Annotated in this window: 22 protein-coding genes and 2 riboswitches; of the genes, 16 read left to right on the top strand and 6 right to left on the bottom strand. The window is 67.6% G+C overall.

Annotated elements, in window-relative coordinates; translation table 11 throughout:
* Nucleotides 1-185: 185 nt before the first annotated feature.
* Complete coding sequence (locus tag MOQ72_RS04695) at nt 186-1,502, bottom strand: MFS transporter (RefSeq protein WP_242180769.1); 1,317 nt, start codon at nt 1,500-1,502, stop codon at nt 186-188.
* 341 nt (nt 1,503-1,843) lie between these two features.
* Here MOQ72_RS04695 and MOQ72_RS04700 point away from each other — a divergent pair, with 341 nt between their 5' ends.
* The 3 genes from MOQ72_RS04700 (at nt 1,844) to MOQ72_RS04710 (ending at nt 3,070) form a co-directional block, all read left to right on the top strand.
* Nucleotides 1,844-2,248 carry an SSI family serine proteinase inhibitor gene (locus tag MOQ72_RS04700; protein ID WP_242180772.1) on the top strand — a complete coding sequence of 135 codons (405 nt, stop codon included), beginning with the start codon at nt 1,844-1,846 and terminating at the stop codon, nt 2,246-2,248.
* 95 nt (nt 2,249-2,343) lie between these two features.
* Nucleotides 2,344-2,736 carry a YidH family protein gene (locus MOQ72_RS04705; RefSeq protein ID WP_242180773.1) on the top strand — a complete coding sequence of 131 codons (393 nt, stop codon included), beginning with the start codon at nt 2,344-2,346 and terminating at the stop codon, nt 2,734-2,736.
* 1 nt (nt 2,737) lies between these two features.
* A complete protein-coding gene (locus MOQ72_RS04710; protein WP_242180774.1) occupies nt 2,738-3,070 on the top strand; it encodes a DUF202 domain-containing protein in 333 nt (110 codons plus the stop codon).
* A gap of 1 nt (nt 3,071) precedes the next feature.
* Here the strand turns inward: MOQ72_RS04710 and MOQ72_RS04715 are convergent, their stop codons facing one another.
* Both MOQ72_RS04715 and MOQ72_RS04720 read right to left on the bottom strand, forming a co-directional pair.
* The gene (locus MOQ72_RS04715) at nt 3,072-3,491 is read right to left on the bottom strand and encodes an organic hydroperoxide resistance protein (protein WP_242180775.1); all 420 of its coding nucleotides are present in this window, start codon (nt 3,489-3,491) and stop codon (nt 3,072-3,074) included.
* An 11-nt stretch (nt 3,492-3,502) separates the two neighbouring features.
* On the bottom strand, nt 3,503-3,754 hold the full coding sequence (locus MOQ72_RS04720) for a hypothetical protein (RefSeq protein WP_242180776.1): 252 nt from the start codon (nt 3,752-3,754) through the stop codon (nt 3,503-3,505).
* A gap of 227 nt (nt 3,755-3,981) precedes the next feature.
* Between MOQ72_RS04720 and MOQ72_RS04725 the strand changes: the two genes are divergently transcribed.
* Nucleotides 3,982-4,740: an MBL fold metallo-hydrolase gene (locus MOQ72_RS04725; protein WP_242180880.1), complete on the top strand. Its 759-nt coding sequence runs from the start codon at nt 3,982-3,984 to the stop codon at nt 4,738-4,740.
* Between the two features lie 42 nt (nt 4,741-4,782).
* On the opposite strand, the gene MOQ72_RS04730 is transcribed toward MOQ72_RS04725, so the two are convergent.
* Both MOQ72_RS04730 and gcvH read right to left on the bottom strand, forming a co-directional pair.
* Complete coding sequence (locus tag MOQ72_RS04730; protein ID WP_242180777.1) at nt 4,783-6,138, bottom strand: L-serine ammonia-lyase; 1,356 nt, start codon at nt 6,136-6,138, stop codon at nt 4,783-4,785.
* A gap of 28 nt (nt 6,139-6,166) precedes the next feature.
* A complete protein-coding gene (gene gcvH, locus MOQ72_RS04735) occupies nt 6,167-6,538 on the bottom strand; it encodes a glycine cleavage system protein GcvH (RefSeq protein WP_242180778.1) in 372 nt (123 codons plus the stop codon).
* Nucleotides 6,539-6,584: 46 nt separating this feature from the next.
* A riboswitch (glycine riboswitch) is annotated at nt 6,585-6,682 on the bottom strand.
* Nucleotides 6,683-6,786: riboswitch (glycine riboswitch) on the bottom strand.
* A 110-nt stretch (nt 6,787-6,896) separates the two neighbouring features.
* Here gcvH and MOQ72_RS04740 point away from each other — a divergent pair.
* From MOQ72_RS04740 to MOQ72_RS04775, 8 genes are all read left to right on the top strand, one after another.
* Nucleotides 6,897-8,453, top strand: a complete 1,557-nt coding sequence (locus tag MOQ72_RS04740) for a PucR family transcriptional regulator (RefSeq protein WP_242180780.1) — start codon at nt 6,897-6,899, stop codon at nt 8,451-8,453.
* Between the two features lie 303 nt (nt 8,454-8,756).
* A complete protein-coding gene (ald, locus tag MOQ72_RS04745) occupies nt 8,757-9,872 on the top strand; it encodes an alanine dehydrogenase (protein ID WP_242180790.1) in 1,116 nt (371 codons plus the stop codon).
* A 642-nt stretch (nt 9,873-10,514) separates the two neighbouring features.
* Nucleotides 10,515-11,051 carry a hypothetical protein gene (locus tag MOQ72_RS04750; RefSeq protein ID WP_242180791.1) on the top strand — a complete coding sequence of 179 codons (537 nt, stop codon included), beginning with the start codon at nt 10,515-10,517 and terminating at the stop codon, nt 11,049-11,051.
* Nucleotides 11,052-11,159: 108 nt separating this feature from the next.
* The gene (locus MOQ72_RS04755) at nt 11,160-12,152 is read left to right on the top strand and encodes an ABC transporter ATP-binding protein (protein ID WP_242180792.1); all 993 of its coding nucleotides are present in this window, start codon (nt 11,160-11,162) and stop codon (nt 12,150-12,152) included.
* The gene (locus MOQ72_RS04760) at nt 12,152-13,006 is read left to right on the top strand and encodes an ABC transporter permease (RefSeq protein WP_242180793.1); all 855 of its coding nucleotides are present in this window, start codon (nt 12,152-12,154) and stop codon (nt 13,004-13,006) included. Before MOQ72_RS04755 ends, MOQ72_RS04760 begins: the two co-directional genes overlap by 1 nt.
* A gap of 371 nt (nt 13,007-13,377) precedes the next feature.
* On the top strand, nt 13,378-17,052 hold the full coding sequence (locus MOQ72_RS04765) for an ABC transporter ATP-binding protein (RefSeq protein ID WP_242180794.1): 3,675 nt from the start codon (nt 13,378-13,380) through the stop codon (nt 17,050-17,052).
* 674 nt (nt 17,053-17,726) lie between these two features.
* On the top strand, nt 17,727-21,356 hold the full coding sequence (locus tag MOQ72_RS04770; RefSeq protein WP_242180881.1) for a multifunctional oxoglutarate decarboxylase/oxoglutarate dehydrogenase thiamine pyrophosphate-binding subunit/dihydrolipoyllysine-residue succinyltransferase subunit: 3,630 nt from the start codon (nt 17,727-17,729) through the stop codon (nt 21,354-21,356).
* Between the two features lie 315 nt (nt 21,357-21,671).
* Entirely contained in the window at nt 21,672-21,848 is a 177-nt protein-coding gene (locus MOQ72_RS04775) for a DUF6104 family protein (RefSeq protein ID WP_242180795.1), read from the top strand.
* Nucleotides 21,849-22,211: 363 nt separating this feature from the next.
* Here MOQ72_RS04775 and MOQ72_RS04780 read toward each other — a convergent pair whose 3' ends face one another.
* Complete coding sequence (locus MOQ72_RS04780) at nt 22,212-22,850, bottom strand: hypothetical protein (RefSeq protein ID WP_242180798.1); 639 nt, start codon at nt 22,848-22,850, stop codon at nt 22,212-22,214.
* Nucleotides 22,851-23,211: 361 nt separating this feature from the next.
* Between MOQ72_RS04780 and MOQ72_RS04785 the strand changes: the two genes are divergently transcribed.
* The 4 genes from MOQ72_RS04785 to MOQ72_RS04800 all read left to right on the top strand — a co-directional run bounded on the left by MOQ72_RS04785 (nt 23,212) and on the right by MOQ72_RS04800 (nt 26,906).
* Nucleotides 23,212-23,613, top strand: a complete 402-nt coding sequence (locus tag MOQ72_RS04785; protein ID WP_242180799.1) for a hypothetical protein — start codon at nt 23,212-23,214, stop codon at nt 23,611-23,613.
* Between the two features lie 157 nt (nt 23,614-23,770).
* Nucleotides 23,771-24,811 (top strand): L-threonine 3-dehydrogenase, encoded by a 1,041-nt coding sequence (gene tdh, locus MOQ72_RS04790; RefSeq protein ID WP_242180801.1) that lies wholly within the window; start codon nt 23,771-23,773, stop codon nt 24,809-24,811.
* Nucleotides 24,811-25,998 (top strand): glycine C-acetyltransferase, encoded by a 1,188-nt coding sequence (locus MOQ72_RS04795; RefSeq protein WP_242180803.1) that lies wholly within the window; start codon nt 24,811-24,813, stop codon nt 25,996-25,998. Before tdh ends, MOQ72_RS04795 begins: the two co-directional genes overlap by 1 nt.
* The gene (locus MOQ72_RS04800) at nt 25,995-26,906 is read left to right on the top strand and encodes a LysR family transcriptional regulator (protein ID WP_242180804.1); all 912 of its coding nucleotides are present in this window, start codon (nt 25,995-25,997) and stop codon (nt 26,904-26,906) included. Before MOQ72_RS04795 ends, MOQ72_RS04800 begins: the two co-directional genes overlap by 4 nt.
* Nucleotides 26,907-26,949 lie beyond the last annotated feature (43 nt).

The following is a 26,949-nucleotide window of genomic DNA, read 5'->3' on the forward strand; positions in this document are numbered from 1 at the left end:
CGCATCGCACGTCGGTGCCCGCTTGGCAGACCGACGCCAACCATGCGATCGCCGCCGCTGAGCGGCGGGCGGCGATGCCACGTGGACGAAAGCACCGAAATCTCACCCGAGGAACGCGCCTGGGACGAGCGGGCCGCCCCGGCCCCAGGTGACATCTCCGCGAACGGCAAATCCCGTTCAGTCGTTCACGCCGTCGCGGTCTCGACCTCCTCCGCACGTGCCCAGCGCGTCGGTTCACCGGTGATGCCCAGGCAGGCGACCGTGATCAGCGCACCGACCACCAAGTAAGCCGCGATGGGCCAGGACTGCCCACCCGAGGTTGTCAGCAGCGCAGTCGCCACGACCGGTGACAACCCACCACCCAGCACCGAGCCGCTCTGGTAGCCCAGCGAAACCCCGGTGTAGCGGACCTTCGTGGCGAACAGCTCCGCGCAGAATGCCGCCATCGGCCCGAAAACCGCCGCCGAGCCCGCGTATCCCAGCACCATCGCCAGGACGATCAGCGCTGGGCTCGCGGTGTCCAGCAGCCAGAACATCGGGAACGCGTACACCGCGAGGAAAATCCCGCCGCCCAGCATCACCCGAGTGCGGCCGAGCCGGTCCGAGAGGTGCGAGAACAGCAGGATTCCGGCGATCTGCGCGGCCGACCCGCACAGGCTGCCGAGCAGCATGACGTCACGCGTCACGCCCAGCTTTTCGGTGCCGTAGGTCAGCAGGAACGTGGTCAGGATGAAGATGAACGTGTTGAACCCCAGGTTCACCCCGGCGGACAGCAGAATCTGCCGCCACGAATGGGAGAACGCCTCAGCCACCGGTAGTCGAGCCCGCTCGCCGCGCTGCCGGATCTTCGCGAACTCGGGGCTTTCGGCAAGCCGCAGCCGCACGTACAGACCCACTCCCACCAGCACCAGGCTCACCAGGAACGGCACCCGCCAGCCCCAGGTGAGGAATGCATCTCCGGAAATCGCGGTGGCACCGGCGAACGCTCCGGTGGCCAGGAACAAGCCGCTCGGCGAACCCAGGAAAGTCCACCCGCCGTACCAACCGTGCCGGTGCGGCGGTGCGTGTTCGACGGCCATCAGCACCGCGCCACCTTGTTCGCCGCCCAGGAAGAAGCCCTGCACCAGCCGCAGCACCACGAGCATCACCGGCGCCCACACCCCGACCTGCTGGTAGGTCGGCAGCAGGCCGATCGCCGCGGTGCACACACCGGTCACGCTCAACGTGATGACCAGCATCAGCTTCCGGCCGATCACGTCACCGAAGTGCCCGATGACCCCAGCCCCCAGCGGCCGCGCCAGGAACCCGGCGCCGAACGTGGCGAACGCGAGCAGCGCCCCCACCCACGGATCCCCGGCGGGGAAGAACAGCTTGTTGAACACCACGGCCGCGGCGGTGCCGTAGATCAGAAAGTCGTAGAGCTCGATGGTGTTGCCCACTGCGCTGGCGAACGCCGCCTTGCGCACTGTGGCGCTGTCCGGCGCCGTGGGTTCCGTCGCCATCTTGCCTCCCTGTCACTTGCGGACGCACCGCACCCGAACGGTCTTGCGAAACCTCGGCACCGGATCGGCGAGAACCCCGAACAGCTGCCCGGCGTCACGTGGTCCGGCACAACAATGACCAGCAATCCGCGAAAGGTCCACCACCTTATTGCGCACCACACTGCTTACGGGCGACTCCCAGCGACGTCGCCAGGTATGAATCCGTGACAATTCGTGAACGAAACCGGTTCGAGCGAACCACGTTCCAGTGATCTGCGGACGCCAAGTGCCGCAGGTGTCGCGGCCACAGCGATAAAGGGAGGCGAACGGTCTGCTCAAACCCATTCAGGAGGATCGACAAGATGGCTGCAACACGGCTGATCGCCCGCACTTTCCTCGCTTCGGCGATGCTGGCGAGCACGGCGCTCGCGCCAGCACTGGCCAACGCGGAACCAGCGGCGAGCGGCAGCATGATGAACCTCACGGTTCGCAGCGAGATGCGCGGTGACGACTTCCGCACCGCCTTGCTGACCTGCGAACCAGCGGGTGGCTCGCACCCGCACGCGAGCGCCGCGTGCCAGACCCTGGATACCGTCCACGGAGATCTCAACCTGCTGAGCGAAGGTCACTCCATGTGTCCGCTGGTGTACAAACCGGTGAAGCTAGCCGCGAAGGGCAGCTGGCAGGGCCGACCAGTCACCTTCGAGAAGACGTACTCCAACGATTGCGTGGCCGAGGCCGCGACCGGCAAGGTATTCGCATTCTGATGCACTGTCGGGCCCTGCCGCGCAGGGCCCGACACCGCCGTGACCAGCGAGCACGCCTCCGTCGTCCCAATGTTCGAGCGCGTTACGGTGAGCTCATGGCGACCGAGCGAGAAGACGGCGATTCGCGCTGGCCACAGCGGCTGTACCGGGACGGCAGCGAGCCCGATCCCCGGTTCACCCTCGCCAACGAACGCACCTTCCTAGCCTGGATCCGCACCGCGCTGGCCCTGATGGCTGGCGGTGTGGGCGTCGAAGCCCTGAATGCGGCCACTGGCCACCCGAGTCCACTGCGGACCGCGCTTGCGGTCCTGCTGCTGCTGTCCGGAGTGCTTTGCAGCGCATCGGCTTTCAGCAGATGGATGGTTACCGAACGCGCCCTCCGACGCGGTCGACCGCTACCGGCGCCACGACTGGCGCCGGTCCTCGGCTACGGCCTGGGCGCGATCGGCATCGCCGCCTGCGTCCTGCTGTTCGTCACCGGGTTGTGACGTGGCAGAGCGACCCAACGGTCTCTGGGACCCAGGACTGCAGATCGAACGAACCACCTTGGCTTGGCTGCGAACCACGCTCGCCTTCGTCGTCGGCTTGCTGGTCCTGCTGCGGCTCATCGGCCACGAAAGCACCGTCGCGGCGGCGATCTGCGCGGTGCTCACGTTGCCGCTCGGGATCACCGTCAGCTGGCTGGTCTGGCGGCGCCACCTGCACAGCGAACGCAGGCTTCACACCAGGAAGCCGCTGCCCGGTGGCGCACTGCCAGCCGCGGTGACCACGTTGTCGGTGCTCGTCGGTTGCTCGGGCCTGATCTACGTGCTGCTCGCCTAGATCAGGCCACTCGCAGCTCGATCTCGACGTTGCCGCGGATCGCGTTCGAGTACGGGCACACCTTGTCCGCCGCAGCGGTCAGTTCCTGCGCCTGCTCCCGCGGCACGCCGGGCAGGTCGACGACGAGCGCGACGCTGAGGCCGAACCCACCCTCGTCGTTTCGCCCGATACCGACCTGCGTGGTCACCGACGAGTCGGCGATGTCCACCTTGGCGCGGCGCGCCACCAGTTGCAATGCGCTGTGGAAGCATGCCGCGTAACCGGCGGCGAAGAGCTGCTCGGGGTTGGTCGCCTCGCCACCGGGGCCACCCATCTCCTTCGGCACCGCGAGGTCGAGGTCCAGAACTCCGTCCGAGGACCGCGTCCGCCCGTCCCGGCCCGCACCGGTCGCCGTCGCTTCAGCCGTGTACAGCACTGCCATCGTCCTGCCTCCTACTTCTCGTTCATCTGCCGCTGCGCGGCCGCATCCAGCGCGGCTGCCAGTCGATCCAATGTGCACCGCAGCTCGGCCGGTTCGCCGATCTCCAGTCCGGTCGCGGACGCCATCCGGTCCGGCATGTGCCGAGCACGGACCTGCAGGTCCCGCCCCTCCACTGTCAGCGCGACGGCGACGGACCGCTCGTCGGTCGCGCTGCGCAACGCGAAGCGCACCTGCCGATCCAAGGACAACCGCGACTCAGTCACGAGAACAACATAGCGCAAGATTGAGTTGTGTACAACTAAGTTGTGCACGATCAGTCGGCCGAAGGTGAGAGCAAGGGAACCTTCCTGCCACCCGGACCCGACCGCTGATGGAATCGCGGGAGTCAAGATCGCCGCCGGAAGCACTGCCTCGCCCAGCTCGTGAATGACAGGAAGGTTCCCTTCCTCACGTCGGCAACCCGCACGCCCCATCCACCAACGGACCGACCATCGTCGCTGTCGGCGGCCCGACCGTCGTCCTGGAACTCGGCGGCCTGCGAATAGTCACCGATCCGACGTTCGACGAGCCAGGTGGATACCGCAGCCCGTCCGGCGCGCTGCTCACCAAAACGGCTCCAGCAGCACTCACCCCTGACGACCTCGGTCCGGTGGACGCCGTGCTCCTGTCGCACGACCAGCACCAGGACAATCTCGACAACTCCGGACGGGCATTCCTGCAACGCGTGCCGCTCACGGTCACCACTCCCAGCGGCGCAGCCCGGCTCCCCAGTACGACCCGTGCGTTGGTGCCCTGGGCGCATCTCGACCTGCCTCGTCCAGGAGGAGGAAGCCTGCGCATCACCGCAGTGCCAGCCCAGCACGGCCCGCCGGACTGCGAGTCCGTGACCGGTGAGGTCACCGGTTTCGTGCTGACATCAGCCGACCTGCCCACCACTTACGTCAGTGGCGACAACGCTTCGCTCGATGTGGTTCGGCACATCGCGGAGCGGTTCGCCCCGGTGGACACGGCAGTGTTGTTCGCCGGTGCCGCTCGGACCGGTCTTTTCGGCGGTGCGCTGCTCACATTGGACAGTGAACGTACTGCCGAGGCCGCGAAGATCCTGCGAGCGAGGCGCATCGTGCCCGCCCACTTCAACAGCTGGCAGCACTTCACCGAAGGTGGCGAAGCACTGCGCGAGGCGTTCGAGCAGGCCGGGCCGACCGACCGGCTCGTGCTGCTCCAGCCTGGGGAATCCGCAACACCCTGAACCGGCCAAGTAGCGTTCAGCCCGACCGACCTAGTCGACGGGTCAGCATTCGATGACATTGACCGCGAGGCCGCCGCGGGCGGTTTCCTTGTACTTGACCTTCATGTCCCGGCCGGTCTCGCGCATCGTCTTGATCACCTTGTCCAGCGAGACGAAATGGCTGCCGTCGCCGCGCATCGCCATCCGCGCGGCCGTGATGGCCTTCACCGAGGCGACCGCGTTGCGCTCGATGCACGGGATCTGCACCAAGCCGCCGATCGGGTCGCAGGTGAGCCCGAGGTTGTGCTCCATCGCGATCTCCGCGGCGTTCTCCACCTGGCTCGGGGTTCCGCCGAGTACCTCGGCGAGCCCAGCAGCGGCCATCGAGCACGCGGAGCCGACCTCGCCCTGACAGCCCACCTCAGCCCCGGAGATCGATGCGTTCTCCTTGAACAGCACACCAACCGCAGCTGCCGCGAGCAGGAACCGAACCACGCCGTTGTCGTCGGCACCGGGCACGAAACGCACGTAGTAGTGCAGCACTGCGGGAACGATCCCCGCCGCTCCGTTGGTCGGTGCGGTCACCACCCGCCCACCGGCCGCGTTCTCCTCGTTCACCGCCAGGGCGAAGAGGGTGACCCACTCCAGCGGGTCGTCCCGCTCGGTCAGCGAAGCTGCCAACTCCGCTGCTCGCCGCCGAACCTTGAGGCCACCCGGCAGTTCTCCGGTGTTGCGGCACCCGTTGTCAACGCATTCGCGCATGACCCGCCAGATGTCCAGCAATTCCTTGCGCACGGTGTCCTCGTCGCGCCAGGACAGCTCGTTGGCCAGCATGATGTCGCTGATCGACAGCCTGGACTCGGCGGTTCGGGCAAGCAGTTCCGCTCCGGTGCGGAACGGGAACTTCACCACGGTCTCGTCGGGTTTGATCCGATCGGCTCCGGTGGCCTCCTCGTCCACGACGAAGCCACCGCCCACCGAATAGAACACTGCGGTGTCCAGTTCGGTGTCCTCGGCGCCGAACGCGGTGAACCGCATCCCGTTGGGATGCAAGGGCAGTGACCTGCGCCGGTGCATCACCAGGTCGCGGTCCACTGCGAATCCGATCTCGTGCACTCCGTCGAGGAGCAGCCGCCCGGTCTCCCCGATGTCAGCCACCCGGTCTGCCACCGCGGCCGGGTCGACGGTTTCCGGGCTGTGGCCCTCCAGGCCGAGCAGCACTGCTTTCGGGCTCCCATGCCCGTGCCCGGTCGCGCCGAGCGAGCCGAACAATTCCGCCTTGATCCGCTTGACCTGCGGCAACCGGCCCGCGTTGCGCAGCCGCCACGCGAACCGCTTGGCCGCGCGCATCGGGCCGACGGTGTGCGAGCTGGAGGGTCCGATGCCCACCGAGAACAGGTCGAAAACACTGATCGCCATTGACGCTCTCCTCCGTCACATGACCCGGTTAATCCGCGATCAGCTCCGCGTACTGCTCGGCGGTGAGCACTGCACCGGTGTCGGTGGCGCGCACCTCAAGCAGCCAGCCGTCACCGAACGGCTCGGCGTTGACCAGCGCAGGGTCGTCCACAACGGACTCGTTGATCGCCACGACCTCACCGGTCACCGGCGCGAACAGGTCGCTGACGGACTTCGTGGACTCCAGCTCGCCACATGCCTGGCCAGCTTCGATCTGGTCGCCGACCGCAGGCAACTGGACGTAGACGATGTCGCCGAGCGCGTCGGCTGCGTGCTGGGTGATACCGATCCGGACCAAGTCGTCGCGGTCCGCAAGCCACTCGTGCTCTTCGGTGTAGCGCAGGTGCGTGGGCACGGTCATGTGGGGAGGCTCCATAGCTGTCGGGGCAGGCATGCCGGGTTGCTGGGCCTCCCCCTCTGTTTCGGAACCTGAGAGCTTCACCGCAGCGTCGCGGTTTGCACCGTGGGTGGAGCGCCATCGATGACGCGCGCTTTCCAGAGTTGCCTCGCCCGAACGGTCATGGGTGCCTGAGAGTTTGTGGGGAGTCTTGCTCCTTCGGCGCCCTGGGAGCTCGTGTGAGTTCGCAGGGTCTCTCCCGCACGGGGTCTACGGCCGGTATGCGATTGTCGATGTGCTCAGCAACGATAAACGGACCAGCCCTGGTGTCAATTCCCTCCCCCGTCCACCGGAGCGGCCCGAGGTTCTCAGGAGGCCGGTGATGCTGGACATCCGCGCACTGGTCGAGCGGGTCGGACCGACGCTGCTGCGCGCTGTTGCCATCCCGGAGCCGACCGTTTGCGTCGGCGACGTCGTCATCGCCGAGCCCGATCAACCACCGACCGCGGCGGGCGGCGACCTCGTTCTGGGGGTGGCCGTCACAGATCGCGAACACGCGGTGGCGCTGACGCGGGCGTGCGGCGGGCAAGGGGCCGCAGCCGTGCTTCTCAAGCCGCCTCTGTCGGCTGACGGTGCCGTCATCGCCGCTGCTGAGCAGGCCGGGGTCGCCTTGGTGGAGGTTCGGCCGGGTACCGCTTGGGCCCAACTGGTCTGGCTGATTCGTGCCGCGCTTGCTGGCACGGGCATCGAGGATGCCGAAGCACGCGGCACCGGGGTGGGTGACCTGTTCCGGCTCGCCGATGCGGTGGCCGATGTGGTCGACGCCCCCGTCACGATCGAAGACGCGCACTCCCAGGTTCTGGCCTATTCCGCGCGGCAGGACCTCACCGATCCAGCGCGGGTGTCGACGATCATGGGGCGCAGGCAGCCCGACGACGTGCTCGCCAAGTTCCGGGCCCGCGGCACGTTCCGGCAGCTCAGCAAGGGCAGTTCGGCGATCTTCGTGCCCGCCCAGCAGGACGGAACGCTGCCCCGGTTGGTCGTGCCGATCCGGATGGGTGGTGAGCTGCTGGGCTCGATGTGGGCCGTGGTCCCCGGCGCGGTGTCCGAAGAACGCTCGACCGCCTTCGCGGACACCGCGCCGCTGGTCGCGCTGCAGCTGCTGCGGTGGCGGGCGGTGGCGGACTCGGAGCGACGCCGATCCGCCGAGCAGGTGCGGCTGCTGTTGGAAGGCGGCGAAGGCTGGCGGGCCGCCGCCAACGAACTGGCGGTGCCCAACGAGGCGCATCGCGTCGTCGCCATCGAAATGCCTTCGTCCGCCGGACCCGCGGAAGGCCATCGACTGGCGATGTGGGAGTGGATCACGCGGGGGATCGGGCGGCGCCCGTTGGTCACCGAGATCGGCACCCTGCTGTACGCGCTGGTGCCCGACCGTGCCCGCCCCGGCGGCTGGCCGGACTTGCGGGAGGCGCTCGCATCCCACGACGTATCGCCTCGTCCGCTGATCGGCGTGGGCACCGCGGTAGCGGTCGCCGAGCTGTCCCAGTCGCGAGCGCAGGCCGAGGAGTTGATCAGCCTGCTGCGCACGGGACATCTGGTGGAACGGGTGGCGGTGTACGAGGACAACTGGCATCTGCTGGTGCTCAGCCGCATGGCGGGCGCGTCGACGGACGCTGGAATCGGCACGCTCGGCCCGATACCGGTGCTGCGCGAGCATGACCGCGCGCATGGCACCGACTACCTCGCGACACTGCACGCGGCGCTGCGACACCCCGGCGATCCTCGGCAGGCGAGCCGCGAGCTGCGCGTGCACCCGAACACCTTCCGGTATCGGATGAAGCGGCTAACCCAACTCGTGGACGTCGACCTCGAAGACCCCGACGTCCGATCCGCGCTGCTCGTCCAACTACTCGCCGAACACTGGGCCCAGCACGGCTGAGAGCAAGGGAACCTTCCTGCCACCCGTGGCTTTCTAGAGCGCGCGGCGCTGCGCGAGGAAGGGAACCTTCCTGTCACCTGTCGCGCATGCCGGGACCCCGGTGACGTGCAGAAGGGAACCTTCCTGTCATCCCCAGCCGGTGGCGCGGCGGCGAAGTTCGAGCCCGTTCGTGCTGGGCTTCGGCGTGCCGCGGGCTTGTGCCGCGCGCACAAAGCGGTCGGGGCAATCTCATCCGGCGGGCATGATGCGCCCCCGGCAACGGCGGCGGATCGTTGTGCGCAGCAGCGACGAAAGGAATCCGCCGTGAAGATCGCAGTGCCGCGCGAGATCAAGAACAACGAGTACCGGGTCGCGATCACACCTGCGGGCGTGCACGAACTCACCTCCCGCGGCCACGACGTTTTCGTCGAGACGAGCGCGGGCGCAGGATCCTCGATTCCCGACGAGGACTACCTCGCGGCAGGCGCGAAGGTGCTGCCCACCGCCGATGAGGTGTGGGCGGAGGGGCAGTTGGTCCTCAAGGTCAAGGAACCGATCGCCGAGGAGTACCAGCGCCTGCGCCGGGACCAGGTGCTGTTCACCTACCTCCACCTGGCTGCTTCCGCCGAGCTGACCGACGCGATGCTGGCTTCCGGGGTCACCGGGATCGCTTATGAGACGGTGCAGACCGCCGATGGCAGGCTGCCGCTGTTGGCTCCGATGAGCGAGGTCGCCGGGCGCCTCGCCCCGCAAGTGGGGGCCTATTCCCTGATGCGCCCCAGCGGTGGGCGCGGCGTGCTGCCGGGCGGGGTTCCCGGTGTGCACCCGGCGCGGGTCGTGGTGATCGGCGGTGGCGTTGCGGGACTGAACGCCGCCCGTGTCGCCTTGGGCATGGGCGCCGACGTCGAACTGCTCGACACCAACGTCGACAAGCTCCGCGAGATCGACCGTGACTTCCACGGCCAGATCCGCACCGTGACGTCCAACCGGTACACGGTCGAGCAGGCCGTGCGGGCCGCCGACCTGGTCATCGGCGCCGTGCTGATCCCCGGCGCGAAAGCACCGACGCTGGTGTCCAACCACCTGGTCTCCGAGATGAAGCCGGGCAGCGTGCTGGTGGACATCGCGATCGATCAGGGCGGCTGCTTCGCCGACTCCCGCCCGACCACACATGACGAACCGACCTACCGGGTGCACGACTCCGTCTTCTACTGCGTGGCGAACATGCCGGGCGCGGTCCCGAACACCTCGACGCACGCGCTCACCAACGTCACGTTGCCGTACGTGGTGCGCATCGCAGATCAGGGTTGGCAGCACGCCTGCCGAACGGACGCCGCACTCGCGGCCGGTCTCAACACCCACGACGGCAAGTTGATCAACGAACCTGTCGCGGAGGCACACGGCCGCGCCAGCACCCCGATCAGCACCGTCCTGTCCTGATCAACCCGCACCGCATCGCGAGGAAGGGAACCTTCCTGTCAGATCTGACAGGAAGGTTCCCTTCCTCGCATACGCGCCAGCGAGGGCCGCGAAGGTCGTAGGCGCATCGAACCCGCTAATGGCAGGAAGGTTCCCTTCTGCCCGCCAGCAGGAGGCATCAAATACTCGCCAACCGGCACAGCCGCGTCTTGGCGAGCGCCGTTCAGGAGTGGACGAAGCCGTATTGAGCCGGTGCGAAACCGGCTGGAAAAGGTTTCCACCGGGGAGAAATCCTCGCGCGCCCGGTCCGCGGCATGATCAAGAATTACAAATACACAAAGAGTGCTTACCGGACAAAACGGACTCAAACAGCAGAATGGGGCGGCCCGCTCAACCAGCCTGGGGGTCACCGGGAGCAGGCCGCCGCTTCCAAGTGTAGGACACGATCGCGCGTTTGCCGACGACGTGAGCCGCGGCATAGCTGCGAATTTCAAGCCGAATCGATAACCACTCGATGGGGTGAGCATCGAGCGGTGCCCGTGCAGGCGTGCCTCTCCACTGCCGATGTCACCCGATGGAGTCAGCGCGGATGGTCGTTCGTCATCCGATCTCCGCGCAACACCGACGCACTCGAAACGCTCGACGACGGTGGGAGACGACGTCATGCACACGGCGCTGCGAAAGGCTGTCCTCGACCGACTCGACAAGTTAGACCGGGCAACGGCGGACAACGCCCCCGAGGTGCTCCTGCCAGTTGCCCGCTCCGAGCTCTACCGGCTCACCGAAGGTCTGCGCGCCCTGCTCGACGAGCACAATCCCGGCGAGGACGGCAGGTGCCCGTCCTGCCAGGGCACAACACTGCGCAGCCGCCCCTGGCCGTGCGCGGTGTGGCTGACCGCGCACCGGCAGCTCATAAGCGATCATTCCGGGCGACCAGTGCCCAACCGCGGCACCCTCCTGGAGTCGCTGCACCGGAAATTGCGGCCGCAGCCCGCAGAGGCAGCGACGGACGTCGCGGTCATCCCGCGGCCGATCGTCTCCTCGATCGGCAGCGGACCAAGCGACTGGGACACCAACGAGTTCACCCGGCCCGATCTGACCGTCCCACCTACCCAACCGCCGATGGGCGGTCACCTCGAAACCGACCACCACAAGATCTACCGGGCGTCGGTAATCGACCGGTCCGTCCGCTGGCCGTAGCTCGGCACCGCTGAGAACACGCTGGGAAAACGAGGAGTCGCACCTAACCACCGGTAGGTGTCCGGCAGGATGGGCACCGACGGGTGAACAGGTGACGATGGAGGGCGTGTGCACGACGGCAGTGGCCGGATCATTGTGCAGGGTCTCAGCAAGAGTTTCGGGCCGGTCAACGCAGTACAGGACCTCAGTTTCACGGTGCGGCCCGGGACGGTGACCGGGTTCCTCGGCCCCAACGGGTCGGGCAAGACCACGACGCTGCGGATGCTCCTCGGCCTGATCACGCCGACCTCGGGCACGGCGACGATCAACGGCTTGCCGTTTTACCAACTGCCGAACCCGGCGACGGTGGTTGGCGCTGTGCTGGACGCGCAGAGCTTCCACCCTGGCCGCACCGCCCGAAATCACCTGCTTTGCTATTCCGCTGCGATGGGCGTCCCGGATATGCAGGTCGATCGGGCTCTTGAGCTCGTCGGTCTGACTGCTGCCGGGAAACGCAAGACCGGCTCCTTCTCGCTGGGGATGCGGCAGCGCCTCGCGTTGGCCACCGCACTTCTCGGCGACCCGCAGGTGCTGGTGCTCGACGAACCGGCCAACGGGCTGGATCCAGAGGGCATCGCTTGGCTGCGGAACTTCCTGAAGGCCTTCGCCGCGAGCGGTCGAACAGTGCTGATGTCCAGCCACTTCCTCCGGGAGATCGAGCACACCGTGGACCAGCTGGTCATCATCAGCCGCGGACGCTGCGTCTACGACGGTCACCTCGACCAGCTCCGCGCCGCACAACGCTCCCGAGCGCTCGTGCAGGCCGCCGATCCCAGCAAGCTCGTCGAGAAATTGCAGGAGGCGGGGTTCAGCATCGAATATCTGCCGGACGGTCGGCTAGCGGTGACCGGCGCCGACTCACGTGTGGTCGCGGACCTCGCGTTGGACGCCGGGATTGCGCTGTACGGGATGCAGGACGAGCGGATCGGCCTGGAGCAGTTGTTCTTCCAGCTCACCAGTGGCCAGTACACCGGTGTCCAGCAGCCCGGCAACGAGCACTGGGCCGCACCGGGCGGCCGTGAGCCCTCCGGCGGAGGCCGCGGGATCGGGGGGAATGCCTGATGGGCGGGCTGATCAAAGCGGAGTTCCGCAAGATCTTCACGACGAACCTGTGGTGGGCGCTGCTCATCCCGGTGGCGTTGCTCGGCTTCGGCGCGGGCTGGTTGGGCACTGCGATCGTCGCGATCATCGACATGGTGGAGGAGTTCGACCGGTCGCTGCCCCTCGGGCTGCTTTCGGTGTCGATGTCGACGAACGTCAGCACCATCTTCGCGGTGCTCTTCGGCGCCATGGCCTTCGCCGGAGAGCACCGGAACAAGAGCATCACGACGACCTACCTCACCGGCAACCCGCGTGGCGCTGTGCTGACGGCGAAGCTGATCGTCTACGCGGGTGTCGGCCTGCTCTACGGTCTCGCGAACGTGCTCTTCGCGAGTCTCGGTGGCTTGCTCGGCGCTGGTCGGGATTTCAACAATTTCGGCAACCTGACCGACTGGCTGAGCGTCGGTGGGGTGGGCGTGCTCGCGATGGTGTTGTGGACGCTCCTGGGGGTCGGGTTCGGTGCGCTGGTCGCGAACGCCGTGCTCGCGATCATCGTCCCGCTGGTCTACAAGTTCGTGATCGAGTTCGTCCTGTCGTTGAGCCTGATCGAGTCCCCTGCCGCCGGGATCGGTCCTTACCTGCCCGGTACCGCTGGCAACGGGATCGTCGCGAACCTGGCGGTGCCGCTGTTCGTCGCGGCAGTGGCCGGGCCTGATGAACCGAACGCGCCTCGTGCGGCCTTCGAGTTCCTGCACCTCTTCTTCGGCGGCAGCTACGGCCACCCGTGGTGGGCGAGCCTGCTCACCTTCGTCGGCTACACCGCCGTGTTCATCACCGGCGGGTGGCTCATCAGCCGTCGCCGCGACATCACCTGACCTGCTTCCTCCCCCCACCCCGATCGCTGATAGCCGCCGCAGACCGCGGGCACCCATCCGTCGCGAATTAGTGGTGCAAGGGAACTTTCCTGTCATCTGCTCCCGGCGCACCCGTTGATGTGAGGAAGGGAACCTTCCTGTCACCTCACGCGCTGGTCGCTGGCTGCGTGGTGGCAGAAAGGTTCCCTTGCTCTCGCCTCCTCGGCGGTTCGGCGAGGGTCACAGCGGTGCTTTGGGTGGGCTGCGTGGTCGGTGGGGCGGCTTAATCTGGCGGGGTGAGCGACTCCGGTAATCCCCGCCCTCCGGTCGGCGGTTGGATCCGTCGCCTCTTCGCCGCCTGTCGACGCCATCCGATCGCCCTGTCTTTGGCGATGGGTGCCTCCGTGACTGCGGTCGGGTTGGAGGCGCTGGTTCCGCTGTTGACCAAGCTGGCGGTCGACGACGCCGTCGCGCGCAGCACCGACCGCTTGTGGTGGATCGCGCTCGCGCTTGTCGGGCTCGGCGTGTTCCGCTTCGCTTCAGCATTCGTCCGCCGCTACAGCGCCGGGCGGCTGGCCCTCGACGTGCAGCACGACCTGCGTCGGGCGGTGTTCGCCGCGATGCAGCGGCTGGACGGCGGAAAGCAGGACGCGCTGCGCACCGGCCAGGTCGTGTCCCGCTCCATCAGCGACCTGCAAATGGTGAACTCGCTGCTGTCGATGCTGCCGCTGGCGGCCGGGACCGCCGTACTCGCGGTGTTCGCGATAGCCGCGATGCTGTGGTTGTCACCGCTGCTCACGGTGGTTTCGCTGATCGTCGCGCCGCTGATCGCGGTGGTTTCGGCACGCAGCAAGAAAACCCTGTTCCCAGCGACCTGGTCGGCTCAGCAACGTGCCGCCGACATCGCGCAGCACGTCGAGGAGACCGTTACCGGTGTCCGGGTCGTGAAGGGCTTCGGTCAGGAGGAGCGAGAGGTAGGTCGGCTGCGGACCCGTGCGCGGCGGCTTTTCGCTGAGCGCCTGCGCGCTGCACGGATGACGTCGACACCGGCAGCGAGCCTGGCCGCGCTGCCTGCCGCCGGGCAGGTCGGTGTGCTCGGTCTCGGTGGCTGGATGGCGCTTCAGGGACAGGTGAGCCTGGGGACCTTCGTCGCCTTCGCCGGTTATGTGGCGATGTTGGCCGGTCCGGCCCGGATGTTGTCCAGCGTGATGATCCAGGGGCAACTCGCCCGCGCCGGGGTGGAACGCATTCACGAGCTGATCGATTCGCAGCCGGAAGTGCAGGAGAAATCCGAGGCTGTGGCGCTGCCGGAGGGCCCGCTGGAAGTTCGGCTCGACGATGTGAGCTTCGGCTACACCCGAGATCAGCCGGTGCTCCGCAACGCCTCGATCCTCGTCCGCCCCGGCGAGACGGTCGCCCTGGTCGGTTCGGCGGGGTCGGGCAAGTCGACGGTGTCGCTGCTGCTGCCGCGCTTCTACGACGTGCACTCCGGGCGCATCACGATTGGCCCGGCCGAGGACGGAGCGACCAGGTACGACATCCGCGACCTGCGCTTGAGTTCGCTTCGGACCGCTGTCGGGGTGGTGTTTGAGGAGGCATTCCTGTTCTCCGACACCATTCGCGGCAACATCGCCTACGGGCGTCCGGATGCCTCCGAGGTCGACGTGATCGCGGCGGCGAAGGCCGCCGAAGCGCACGAGTTCATCGCCGCCCTGCCGGATGGCTATGACACGACAGTCGGCGAACGCGGTCTGACGCTGTCCGGCGGCCAACGCCAACGAGTGGCGTTGGCGCGGGCATTGCTTTCGAATCCGCGCATCCTGGTGCTCGACGACGCCACCTCAGCTGTCGACCCGGCGACCGAGGCGGCGATCCACGACACCCTTCGATCGGTGACCGCGCAGCGCACGACCCTGCTGATCGCGCACCGGCGGTCGACGCTGGCGCTGGCCGACCGGATCGCCGTGCTCGACGAAGGGCGGGTCGTCGACATCGGCACCGAGGCGGAGTTGGCCCAGCGGTGCGAACTGTTCCAGTCGCTGCTGGCCGGCCCCGGAGAGTCGATCGACAACCGTTGCGACGGTCAGGTCGCGCCGAGCACGGAAGGCACCACACCGGAGCTGTGGCCGACGCCGGACGATGACGAACTGGCGGACGCCAACCGCGCCGCCCCGATGGGCGGCTCGCGCGGTATGGGCGACATGTCTATACCCCCGACGCCCGAGCTGATCGAAGGCATCCGGAAGCTGCCAGCCGCAACCGACCAGCCCGTGCTGCGCGACGCAGATCCCACCGCACCCGACCCGGATTTCAAGCTGTCCCGACTGCTGCGGCCGATCCGCTGGGGACTGCTGCTGACCGTCCTGCTGGTGGCCGGGGACGCCTTGACTTCGATCGCGCTGCCGTCATTGGTCCGCCAAGGCATCGACGGCGGGGTGGGAGCCGCGAACGTCGACGTGCTGTGGGTCGTGACGGGGCTGGGCGCGGTGGTCGTCGCCGCCGCGTGGTTGGTGGTCAAGCTGCAGACCGTCATCACCGCGCGAACTGGGGAGACCCTGCTCTACCTGCTGCGGTTGCGCAGCTTCGCGCATCTGCAGCGGCTTGGGCTGGACTACTACGAACGCGAGCTCGCTGGCCGGATCATGACCCGGATGACCACCGACGTCGACGCGTTGTCGACGTTCTTGCAGACCGGGCTGGCGACCTTCGTGGTCAGCGTGTTGACCCTGGTCGGCATCGCGGGCGCACTGCTGATCACCGATGTATCGCTGGCCGTGGTGGCGATGGCGGTGCTGCCGATCCTGCTGGTCGCGACTGCGATCTTCCGCAAGGTGTCGGCGACCGCCTACGCCGAAGCCCGCGAGCGGGTGAGCACGGTCAACGCCGACCTCCAGGAGAACGTGTCCGGAATGCGGGTGGCGCAGGCGCACCGCCGCGAAGGGCACGCCGCGAAGGTGTTCGCGCAGCGCAGCGACGCCTACCGGCGGTCTCGGCTGCGCGCCCAGCGCTACATCGCCACGTACTTCCCGTTCGTCGCGCTGCTGTCGGAGATCGCGCAGGCGGCGGTGCTCGGTGTTGGCGCGGCGCGAGTCGCCTCGGGTGAACTGACCGCCGGGGTGCTGGTGGCGTTCCTGCTCTACCTCGGCTTGTTCTTCTCGCCCGTGCAGCAGCTGTCCGGGGTTTTCGACGGCTACCAGCAGGCCAAGGTGGGGTTGCGCCGGATCGGGGAGTTGCTGCGCACCTCGACCTCGGTGCCCTCCCCCGCCGACCCCGCCACGGTGCCGGAACGGTTCGAGGGCGGGGTTGAGCTGCGGTCCGTGTCGTTCCGCTATGCGGGTACCGAGCAGTTCGCGCTGCGCGACATCGCACTCCGGGTACGGCCGGGCGAGACGGTGGCGCTGGTTGGTGCGACCGGCGCCGGGAAGTCGACGCTGATCAAGTTGATCGCCCGGTTCTACGACGCGACCGACGGCGCGGTCCTGATCGACGGAATGGACGTCCGGCGCTACGACCTGGCGGCATTCCACGGTCGGCTCGCAGTGGTGCCGCAAGAGGGTCACCTGTTCACCGGCGACATCGCTACCAACATCGCCTACGCGCGGCCGGAAGCCGACCCGGCCGAAATCGAGGCCGCTGCGCGGGCGGTCGGTGCCCTGCCGGGCATCGCCATGCTGCCGCACGGCTTCCACCAGCAGGTCGGCGAGCGCGGACGCGGCCTCTCGGCGGGCCAGCGGCAGCTCGTCGCGCTGGCACGTGCCGAACTGGTCGACCCCGACATCCTGCTGCTCGACGAAGCGACCGCCGCGCTCGATCCGGCGACCGAATCGATGGTGGTCGCGGCCAGCGACCGGGTCGCCGCGAAGCGCACCACGTTCATCGTGGCGCACCGACTGGCAACGGCGGCCCGTGCGGACCGCATCGTCGTCGTCGACGGCGGTCGAATCGTGGAACAGGGCACCCACGCCGAGCTGCTCGCGGACAACAGCCACTACGCGCGCCTGTGGCGAGCCTCGGATGCGACGCCCGGCGAGGAGCCGCCACGAGTCGACGCGTCCAACATCGCCTGACCGGACGCGAGCAAGGGAACCTTCCTGTCACCGGCTGCTCAACGCGGCCCCGAGACGTGAGCAAGGGAACCTTTCTGTCACCAACCAGCGCCACCGCGGGGCGGAGTGACAGGAAGGGAACCTTCCTTTCATCCGCCGCCGACCCGCCGGGCTGGGATGCCGCAAGGGAACCTTCCTGTCACCAGACCGCCGCGGTGGGGCGTTGGGTGTGCAGAGGGGAATTTTCCCGCCACTCTCCGCGACCGGGATTGGCGTTCGCCCACACCGTGCTGGGGCTCGCGGTGCAGTAGTGCCGACGGGTCCGTGAACTGGGAAAGGTCGGTCACAGGGCGGGAACACAGCGTGTCCGTGAAACGTCATACTAGAGGTGGGCGACAACCCAGACGGAGTAGTACCAAGCGACGCCAACCTCAAGCGGGGCAGGCTAGTGCAGCCGATGATCGTTCGCGTGAGCCGAACGGGGAGCATTCCCCACACGCTGGGCTTTCGTGATCGATTTTGTGACCGACTTCGTCGACCGAACGGCCGTACTGTGTGTCAACCTCGCGAATCGGACCGCTAGCCTGGTACCTGAGTGTGTCTGTAAATCACGAGCATATGGATCGAGGCGAACGCCAGCCGTGTCCAGCAGCCCTGCGTCACAGTTCGGCCCCAACGAGTGGTTGATCGAGGAGATGTACGAGCAGTTCCTCCAAGATCCCACTTCAGTAGACTCGGCGTGGCACGAATTCTTCGCCGACTACAAGTCGGGCCAGGCAGCCACCGAGAACACCGCTGCTGCGGCTGCCGCTGCAGCGGCCCCGACGACCACGGCAACCGCGACGCGCACCAGTGAGACCAATGGGCAGGCCCCGCCTGCCGCCGCTGCGACCGCACCTCCGGCGAGCACACCCGCCGCTGCACCCAAGCCGTCCCCGCAGCAGGCCGCCAAGGCCGCTCCGGTGAAGGAGCCACCGGCCGGTGGCGACGTCAAGACGCTGCGCGGTGCCGCTGCCGCGATTGCCAAGAACATGGATCAGTCGCTGACCGTGCCGACTGCGACGAGCGTGCGCGCGGTCCCGGCCAAGCTGCTGTTCGACAACCGCATCGTCATCAACAACCACTTGAAGCGGAACAAGGGCGGCAAGGTCTCCTTCACCCACCTGATTGGCTACGCGCTGGTCCGGGCGGTGCGGGACTTCCCGAACATGAACCGCCACTACGGCGAGGACGCCAAGGGCAAGCCCGCGGCCGTCACGCCGGAGCACATCAACCTGGGTCTGGCCATCGACCTGCCGGGCAAGGACGGGTCGCGCAACCTCGTGGTCGCTTCCATCAAGGCGTGCGAGGACATGACCTTCTACCAGTTCTGGCAGGCGTACGAGGACATCATCCGCAAGGCCCGCAGCAACGCCCTCACCACCGAAGACTTCGCTGGCACCACGATCTCGCTGACCAACCCCGGCCCGTCCGGCACGAACCACTCGGTGCCGCGGTTGACCAAGGGGCAGAGCGCGATCATCGGCGTCGGCGCGATGGATTACCCGGCCGAGTTCCAGGGCGCCAGCGAGAAGACGCTGGTCGACATGGGCATCAGCAAGATCGTGACGCTCACGTCCACCTACGACCACCGCGTCATCCAGGGCGCGGAGTCGGGTGACTTCCTGCGCAAGGTCCACCAGTTGCTGCTGGGCGGGGACGGGTTCTTCGACGACATCTTCGCCTCGCTGCGCATCCCGTACGAGCCGGTGCGCTGGACGCAGGACATCCCCGAGGGCGCGGTGGACAAGACCGCCCGCGTGCTCGAACTGATCGACGCCTACCGCACTCGCGGCCACCTGATGGCCGACATCGACCCGCTGAACTACCGGCAGCGGCGGCACGAGGACCTCGACGTCCTGTCGCACAGCCTGACGCTGTGGGACCTGGACCGCGAGTTCGCCGTCGGCGGTTTCGCGGGCAAGGAGCACATGAAGCTCCGCGACGTGCTGGGCGTGCTGCGCGACTCGTACTGCCGCACGGTCGGTGTCGAGTACATGCACATCCTCGAACCCGACGAACGCGAATGGCTGCAGCAGCGGGTCGAGAAGCCGCACACCAAGCCCGAACCGTCCGAGCAGAAGTACATCCTGTCGAAGCTCAACGCGGCCGAGGCGTTCGAGACCTTCCTGCAGACCAAGTACGTCGGTCAGAAGCGCTTCTCGCTGGAAGGCGCCGAAACCGTGGTGCCGCTGCTGGATGCCGTGCTGGACACCTCGGCGGCGCACGAGCTCGACGAGGTCGTCATCGGCATGCCGCACCGCGGTCGGCTCAACGTGCTGGCCAACATCGTCGGCAAGCCGATCTCGCAGATCTTCCGCGAGTTCGAGGGCAACCTGGACCCGGGCCAGGCGCACGGCTCCGGTGACGTCAAGTACCACCTCGGTGCCGAGGGCAAGTACTTCCGGATGTTCGGCGACGGCGAGACGAAGGTGTCGCTGACGTCCAACCCGTCGCACCTGGAAGCCGTCGACCCGGTGCTGGAGGGCATCGTCCGCGCCAAGCAGGACCTGCTGGACAAGGGCCAGGAGGGCTTCACGGTCCTGCCGGTGCTGCTGCACGGCGATGCGGCTTTCGCTGGTCAGGGCGTTGTCGCTGAGACGCTGAACCTGTCGCTGCTGCGCGGCTACCGCACCGGCGGCACGGTTCACGTGATCGCCAACAACCAGGTCGGTTACACCACCGCGCCAGAGCACTCGCGGTCGAGCAAGTACTGCACCGACGTGGCCAAGATGATCGGTGCCCCGGTGTTCCACGTCAACGGCGACGACCCGGAGGCTTGCGTCTGGGTCGCCAAGCTGGCCGTGGCGTACCGCCAGGCGTTCGGCAAGGACGTCGTGATCGACATGGTCTGCTACCGCCGCCGCGGGCACAACGAGGGTGACGACCCGTCGATGACGCAGCCGAAGATGTACGACGCGATCGACAAGATGCGCAGCGTCCGCAAGGTCTACACCGAGGCGCTGATCGGCCGCGGTGACATCACCGTCGAAGAGGCCGAGAAGGCGCTGAAGGATTACGCGTCCCAGCTGGAGCACGTGTTCAACGAGGTGCGCGAGTTGGAGAAGCACCCGCCAGCGCCGAGCCCGTCGGTGGAGGCCGAGCAGTTGGTGCCGCGCGGGCTGGCCACGGCGATCTCGCGGGAGACCGTGGAGCGCATCGCCGAGTCACAGATCAACCTGCCGGAGGGCTTCACCCCGCACCCGCGCGTCAAGCCGGTGCTGGAACGGCGCGCCAAGATGGGTCGCGAAGGCGGCATCGACTGGGCGTTCGGTGAGCTGCTGGCGTTCGGCTCGCTGGTCATGGAGGGCCGCCAGGTCCGCCTGACCGGCCAGGACAGCCGCCGCGGCACCTTCGGCCAGCGGCACTCGGTGCTCATCGACCGCAAGGACAACACCGAGTACACCCCGCTGCAGAACCTGTCGAGCGACCAGGCGAAGTACATGGTCTACGACTCGGCGCTGTCGGAGTTCGCGGCGCTGGGCTTCGAGTACGGCTACTCGGTCGGCAACCCGGACTCCCTGGTGCTGTGGGAAGCGCAGTTCGGTGACTTCTTCAACGGCGCCCAGTCGATCATCGACGAATTCATCTCGTCGGGCGAGGCCAAGTGGGGTCAGCGGTCCGACGTGGTCATGCTGCTGCCGCACGGGCACGAGGGCCAGGGGCCGGACCACACCTCCGGGCGCATCGAGCGGTGGCTGCAACTGTGCGCCGAGGGGTCGATGACGGTCGCGCTGCCGTCGACTCCGGCGAACTACTTCCACCTGCTGCGGCGGCACGCGTTGGACGGCATCCACCGTCCGCTGGTGGTGTTCACACCGAAGTCGATGCTGCGGTTGAAGGCCGCGAGCAGCCCGGTCGAGGACTTCACCGAGGGCAAGTTCACGTCGGTGATCGACGACCCGGCGCAGCCGGACCCCGCTGGGGTGCGCAACGTGGTGCTGTGCACCGGCAAGCTCTACTACGAACTGGCCGCGCACCGGGACAAGCAGGGCATCACCGACACCGCGATCGTCCGGTTGGAGCAGCTCTACCCGTTGCCGCACCGCAAGCTGGGTGCGGTGTTCGAGCGGTACCCGAATGCCACCTCGATCCGGTGGACGCAGGAGGAGCCAGCCAACCAGGGTGCGTGGCCGTTCCTGGGCTTGGCCCTGCCGGAACTGTTCCCGCAACTGGTCGGCAAGCTCGAAAGGGTCTCGCGCCGTCCGATGGCCGCACCGGCCACCGGTATGGCCAAGGTCCACGAGGTCGAGCAGGCCGAGGTCGTGCACGAAGCCTTCGCCTGATTCACGGCTGACACGGGCCGCCGGTTCCCACCAGGAACCGGCGGCCCGTTTCGTGTCGCGGCCCGGCAGCAGGCCCTGGCGCGGTTCCGTGGCAGGAAGGTTCCCTTCCTCACGTCAGGCTGGGTGCGGTCGCGCCGTTTCGGCGTGGCATTCAGCTCCGGCCTCCGGCCGAGGGCCAGGGCGCGCAGCAGGAGCATGGGAACTTTTCCGTCAGCAAAGCCAGTTCCGTTGCCGTGCCCGACATGGCGTTTCGTAGTCTGCTGTTCTGCCCACCCTGAGCACACCGTCCCAGGACGGACAAACTAGGAGGACACGGTGTATTTCACCGACCGCGGCATTGAGGAACTCGAAGATCGTCGCGGTGACGACGAGGTCACGCTGGCCTGGGTCGCCGACCGGATGCGGGCCTTCGTGGACCTCAACCCCGAGTTCGAGGACGCCACCGAGCGGCTGGCCACGTTCCTCGCCCGCGACGACGCCGACGACGAGTAACGGCGAAGACCGCGGGAAGAGCCCTTCGCTGACACGGGCATGGCAGCGGGGCTCTCCCCAGCCGCCCTTCCATCGCGAACTCGGACCGTCCCGAGATGCGGTCGCCCGCTTCGACGCGTTCGAGCCAGTCCCGCGCTCAATCGTCGGCCGCGGAATTGAACCGCATTCATGACGCCGTTCACAGCCGGACGGCAGATTCCCCAACCGGATGGGCCTCTTACGCCACGCGTCCGCCGAACAGCCCTTCACAACGATCGACAGCAAGGGAACCTTCCTGCCGCAAATGACAGGAAGGTTCCCATCCTCGCGTCGACACGGGCTCCGTCGACCCGGCAGTGGCAGGAAGGTTCCCTTGCTCCACGGTCAGCTCCTGTAGTGGGTGATGCTTCGGTGCAGTCGGTAGAGGTTGTCGGCGGTCGGGGGTTCGAGGTGGTGGGTGCCGTTGGTGGCTGCCGCTTCATCGGACCACTCCTCGTAGATCAGCACCCTGGCGCCGTCGATGCTGATGTGGAAGTGGACGGCGTGCAGCCCCGGCGGGAGATCAGATTCCGCACCGATCCGGGCGCGAGCCTCGTCGAGCAGGTTCCGCGCGTGCTCGATGCCGTTGGCGTCCGACGTGAAGACCGCCACCACTTCGCCGCGACCGCGCTCGGTCGCGGCGAGGCTGCCGTGCAGGCGGTACCGGACCAGTCCAGGACGTTCGATGCCCGGCACGACTTCATCGATGCCGCGCACCAGAGCTGGCCGGTAGGTCCGCATGAACTCGCGGTGCGCATCGTCGTCGGTCCACTGCGCGTAGTTCAACACGGTCGCTCCGTCGCCGCTCACGAAGCAGTTCAGCGACAGGAACGCCTTCGGCTGTGGCGCGTTCTGCCACTCCTCGATAGTCGCGTCCACCGCGTCCCGCTGCCGTTGCGGGGTGCCCACGAGCCACGGGCTGACCAGGATCGTGCCAACGTCGGATCGGGTGATGTCGGGCAGTGCGTTGCAGCTGGTCGTCATCGGGCCTCCCCTTGCTCACCAACTCCGGCAACGATCCTCAAATCTCCACCAAAGTAGAAGTCAAGCCGTAGCCGCCGGGACCGGGAAACTCCCACCCCCGGACTACGCGAGTGACAGGAAGGTTCCCTTCCTCGCACCGGCCGCCTCCTCTATCCGCGGTCCGGTGACAGGAAGGTTCCCTTGCTTCGATTCCGCTAGGCCCGCAAACCGGTTGGGGCTCGCTTCTGCGGTGTTCGAACGTGGCCGGGGCGGTGCCGGGATTGGGGAATTGATCCACTACGGGGTGACGTACCCGGCGAGTGCGGCAGATGTGTGATCGCCTCTGCGGTGGCAATGCCAACCACGACTACGGAGGAGTTTCATGCGACGTCTGCTTGCCAGCACCCTGCTCACCGGCCTTGCCGTGTTGGGAACGGCCGGAACTGCCGCTGCTGCCCACGAACCGCAGCCGCCGGACCCGGACCAGGTTCTGGCCACGATCGCCGAAGCGATCGGCGACTTCCAGCAGTCGTCCGAGCAGGACCAGTTGGGCCAGGACGACCAGTCGAGCCAGGGAGACATGCCGAGCCAGGACGCCCTGTTGGGCCAACAGGACCAGGAGAGCCAACAAGGCCAACAGGACCAGGAAGGCCAGCTGGGCCAACAGGACCAAGAAGGCCAGCAGGACCTGCTCAGCCCCGAAGACCAGCAGGGCCAGGACGACCAGCAGGAACAGGACGACCAGCTCTCCGACCCGACGGGTGGGCTGGCCGGGATCCGCTGAACCCACTGACCGCGCCGCGCCCCACTCGTCGAAGGCGGTGGGGCGCGGCGCGTTGTGCAGCGGCGCTAACCAGTCAGTGCAGAAAGTCGAGATGGACCGGTCTGCCCGCACCGGGCCAAACTCCGTTGCGACGAGCACCATCCAGAGTGGAGGCGAGTTGCGCGCACTGGTGAAGACCTCACCCGCGCCTGGCTTGGAGTTGGCTGAGCTCCCCGATCCCACGCCCGGTCCGAACGAGGTGGTGGTGCGGGTGATGCGCACCGGGATCTGCGGGACGGACCTGCACATCGCGTCGTGGGACGACTGGGCGGCGCGCACCGTGCCCACCCCGCTGGTCGTCGGTCACGAGTTCGCCGGTGAGGTGGTGGCGATCGGCAGCGCGGTGACCCAGGCCGAGGTCGGCGATTTCGTCAGCGGTGAAGGCCATTTGGTGTGCGGCAAGTGCCGCAACTGCCTCGCGGGCCGCCGTCACCTGTGCGCGCACACGAAGGGCCTCGGGGTGCACCGAAACGGCGCGTTCGCCGAGTTCGCCGTGTTGCCGGAGCAGAACGTCTGGGTGCATCGCAGCGCGGTCGATCCGGATGTCGCGGCGATCTTCGACCCGTTCGGCAATGCGGTGCACACCGCGCTCAGCTTCCCGGTCGTCGGTGAGGACGTGCTGATCACCGGCGCCGGGCCGATCGGGCTGATGGCGGCGTCGGTGGCCAAGCACGCGGGTGCGCGTCACGTGGTGATCACCGATGTCAGCGAGCACCGGCTGGAACTGGCCCGGCGGGTCGGGGTGGATCTGGCCGTGGACGTCTCGCGGACCCGCATCGCGGACGCGCAGCAGCAGTTGGGCATGAGTGAAGGCTTCGATGTCGCGATGGAGGTCTCCGGGCAGCCGTCGGCGTTGCGGGAGGTCGTGGAGAACATGTCGCACGGTGGCCGGATCGCGATGCTGGGGCTGCCCGCCGAGAGCTTCTCGTTCGACTGGAGCTCGGTGGTGTTCAAAATGCTGACCGTCAAAGGCATCTACGGGCGGGAGATGTTCGAAACCTGGTATGCGATGTCGGTGCTGCTGGAGTCCGGATTGGACCTCGCGCCGGTCATCACGCACCGGTTCCCGTACACGCAGCATGCCGAGGCGTTCGACACGGCCCGCAGCGGCCGGTGCGGCAAGGTCATCCTCGACTGGACAGCGAAAGGTTCCGCCTGATGTACACGATCGCCGATGACGTGCGGGCCGAGTTGGCCGAAATCCGAGCCGCGGGCCTGTACAAGGACGAGCGGGTGCTGAGCTCGCCGCAGAGCGCGCGGGTTGGCGTCGCCGATGCCGAGGTGTTGAACTTCTGCGCGAACAACTACCTGGGGCTGGCCGACCACCCCGCGCTGCTCGCCGCTGCTGAGGGAGCGCTGGCCAAGTGGGGTTTCGGGATGGCGTCGGTGCGGTTCATCTGCGGTACCCAGGCGCCGCACAAGGAGTTGGAGCGACGGCTGTCGGAATTCCTGGGCACCGAGGACACAATTCTCTACAGCTCGTGCTTCGACGCCAACGGCGGGCTTTTCGAGACTCTGCTCGACGATCGGGACGTGGTCATCTCCGATGAGCTCAACCACGCGAGCATCATCGACGGCATCCGGCTGTGCAAAGCCCGTCGTGCCCGGTACCGGAATCGGGACATGGTCGATCTGGAGCGGCTGCTCCAGGACAACGCTGACGCGCGGCGCAAGCTCGTCGTCACCGACGGGGTGTTCTCGATGGATGGCTACCTGGCGCCGCTGGACGAGATCTGCGCGCTCGCCGAGAAGCACGAGGCCCTGGTGATGGTCGACGACTCGCATGCGGTCGGGTTCACCGGGCCGACCGGCGCGGGTACACCCGAACTCTTCGGCGTCGCCGACCGGGTCGACGTCGTCACCGGGACGCTCGGCAAGGCACTGGGCGGGGCCAGCGGTGGCTACGTGTCCGCGCGCGCCGAGATCGTCGAACTGTTGCGGCAGCGCTCCCGGCCTTACCTGTTCTCGAACTCGCTCGCGCCGTCGATCGTGGCCGCTTCACTAGCCGCATTGGACCTGGTGGCCTCGCAACCCGAACTGCGGGAGAGGCTGCGGGCGAACAGTGTGCTTTTCCGCCGTCGGATGACCGAGGAGGGGTTCGACCTGCTGCCCGGCGAGCATCCGATCATTCCGGTGATGATCGGCGACGCCGCCGAGGCAGCCAGAATGGCGGACCTGTTGCTCGCCGAGGGCGTTTACGTGATCGGCTTCTCCTATCCCGTGGTGCCCAAGGGCAAGGCCCGGATCCGCACCCAGATGTCCGCCGCGCACCGCGCTGACGACGTGGAACGGGCGGTCTCGGCGTTCGTCGCGGCGCGGGCCAGGATGGGTATCATCGCCCGGTGATCGACCCGCGGCGGCTCTTGATCCTCCGCGCGCTCGCCGACCACGGCACCGTGCGAGCGGCGGCGGAGAAGCTGTACCTGACGCCGTCGGCAGTGTCGCAGCAGCTCATCGCGTTGGAGCACGAGGTCGGGCAACCGCTGCTCGTCCGGCAGGGCCGCCGCGTGCGGCTGACCGCGGCAGGTGAGTTGCTGGTCGAGCACGCCAAGGCGGTGCTCGCCGAGTTGGAGCGCGCGGAAGCGAGCTTGGCCGCGTGCGCGGCGGGCACGGTCGGCACGGTCGAGGTCGCGTCCTTCGCGTCGGCGATCACCCAGGTGGTGGCGCCGTCGATCGTGGCGCTGCGCCGACGCGCACCGGAAGTCCGGGTGCTGGTGCGTGACGCTGAAGCGCACAACAGCCTGGTGATGTTGCTGGCTGGCGAGGTCGATATCGCGATCTCGATGGAGTACACCTCCACTTTGCAGGCCGATGCACGCCGAGTGAGCCGGTTTCCGCTCTACGCGGAGCCGTTCGACGTGGTGTTGCCGCCGGAGCATCCGCTCGGCGCTGCTGCCGAGGTCGGGCTCGACGAACTGCGCGACGCCGAGTGGATCGCACCGCTGCCGGGCAACCCGTGCCGCGCGGTGGCTCAAGTGTGCTGCGAGAACGCGGGATTCGTGCCGAACATCACGCATACGTCCGATGATTTCCACGCCGTGGTGGCGCTGGTCGCGGCTGGCGCCGGTGTCGCATTGGTGCCCCGCACGGCCATCGCCGCGGATCAGGGCGCGGTGGCGCGACCGGTCGCGGGCAAGCCGCCGACGCGCCGCGTCTTCGCGGCCGTCCAGTGCGGACGCGAAGACCACCCGTTGGTCCGCGTCGTGCTGGATGCTCTGCTCGCGAACAAAGAACGCGAGTCCATTTCCCGTTAAGGCGTAATCCTGGTGCCTTCCCGGAGACCAACGGCATGGGAAC

Source organism: Saccharopolyspora soli, assembly GCF_022678645.1.
GTDB classification, from domain to species: domain Bacteria; phylum Actinomycetota; class Actinomycetes; order Mycobacteriales; family Pseudonocardiaceae; genus Saccharopolyspora; species Saccharopolyspora soli.

What these genes read in the sequence shown, in the direction of transcription:
- MOQ72_RS04715 (WP_242180775.1), bottom strand. Translation starts at nt 3,491, where the DNA reads ATGGCAGTGCTGTACACGGCTGAAGCGACGGCGACCGGTGCGGGCCGG.
- MOQ72_RS04705 (WP_242180773.1), top strand. Translation starts at nt 2,344, where the DNA reads ATGGCGACCGAGCGAGAAGACGGCGATTCGCGCTGGCCACAGCGGCTG.
- MOQ72_RS04770 (WP_242180881.1), top strand. Translation starts at nt 17,727, where the DNA reads ATGTACGAGCAGTTCCTCCAAGATCCCACTTCAGTAGACTCGGCGTGG.
- MOQ72_RS04765 (WP_242180794.1), top strand. Translation starts at nt 13,378, where the DNA reads ATGGGTGCCTCCGTGACTGCGGTCGGGTTGGAGGCGCTGGTTCCGCTG.
- MOQ72_RS04700 (WP_242180772.1), top strand. Translation starts at nt 1,844, where the DNA reads ATGGCTGCAACACGGCTGATCGCCCGCACTTTCCTCGCTTCGGCGATG.
- MOQ72_RS04730 (WP_242180777.1), bottom strand. Translation starts at nt 6,138, where the DNA reads ATGGCGATCAGTGTTTTCGACCTGTTCTCGGTGGGCATCGGACCCTCC.
- MOQ72_RS04695 (WP_242180769.1), bottom strand. Translation starts at nt 1,502, where the DNA reads ATGGCGACGGAACCCACGGCGCCGGACAGCGCCACAGTGCGCAAGGCG.
- gcvH (WP_242180778.1), bottom strand. Translation starts at nt 6,538, where the DNA reads ATGACCGTGCCCACGCACCTGCGCTACACCGAAGAGCACGAGTGGCTT.
- MOQ72_RS04795 (WP_242180803.1), top strand. Translation starts at nt 24,811, where the DNA reads ATGTACACGATCGCCGATGACGTGCGGGCCGAGTTGGCCGAAATCCGA.
- MOQ72_RS04785 (WP_242180799.1), top strand. Translation starts at nt 23,212, where the DNA reads ATGCGACGTCTGCTTGCCAGCACCCTGCTCACCGGCCTTGCCGTGTTG.
- MOQ72_RS04740 (WP_242180780.1), top strand. Translation starts at nt 6,897, where the DNA reads ATGCTGGACATCCGCGCACTGGTCGAGCGGGTCGGACCGACGCTGCTG.
- MOQ72_RS04780 (WP_242180798.1), bottom strand. Translation starts at nt 22,850, where the DNA reads ATGACGACCAGCTGCAACGCACTGCCCGACATCACCCGATCCGACGTT.
- MOQ72_RS04750 (WP_242180791.1), top strand. Translation starts at nt 10,515, where the DNA reads ATGCACACGGCGCTGCGAAAGGCTGTCCTCGACCGACTCGACAAGTTA.
- MOQ72_RS04760 (WP_242180793.1), top strand. Translation starts at nt 12,152, where the DNA reads ATGGGCGGGCTGATCAAAGCGGAGTTCCGCAAGATCTTCACGACGAAC.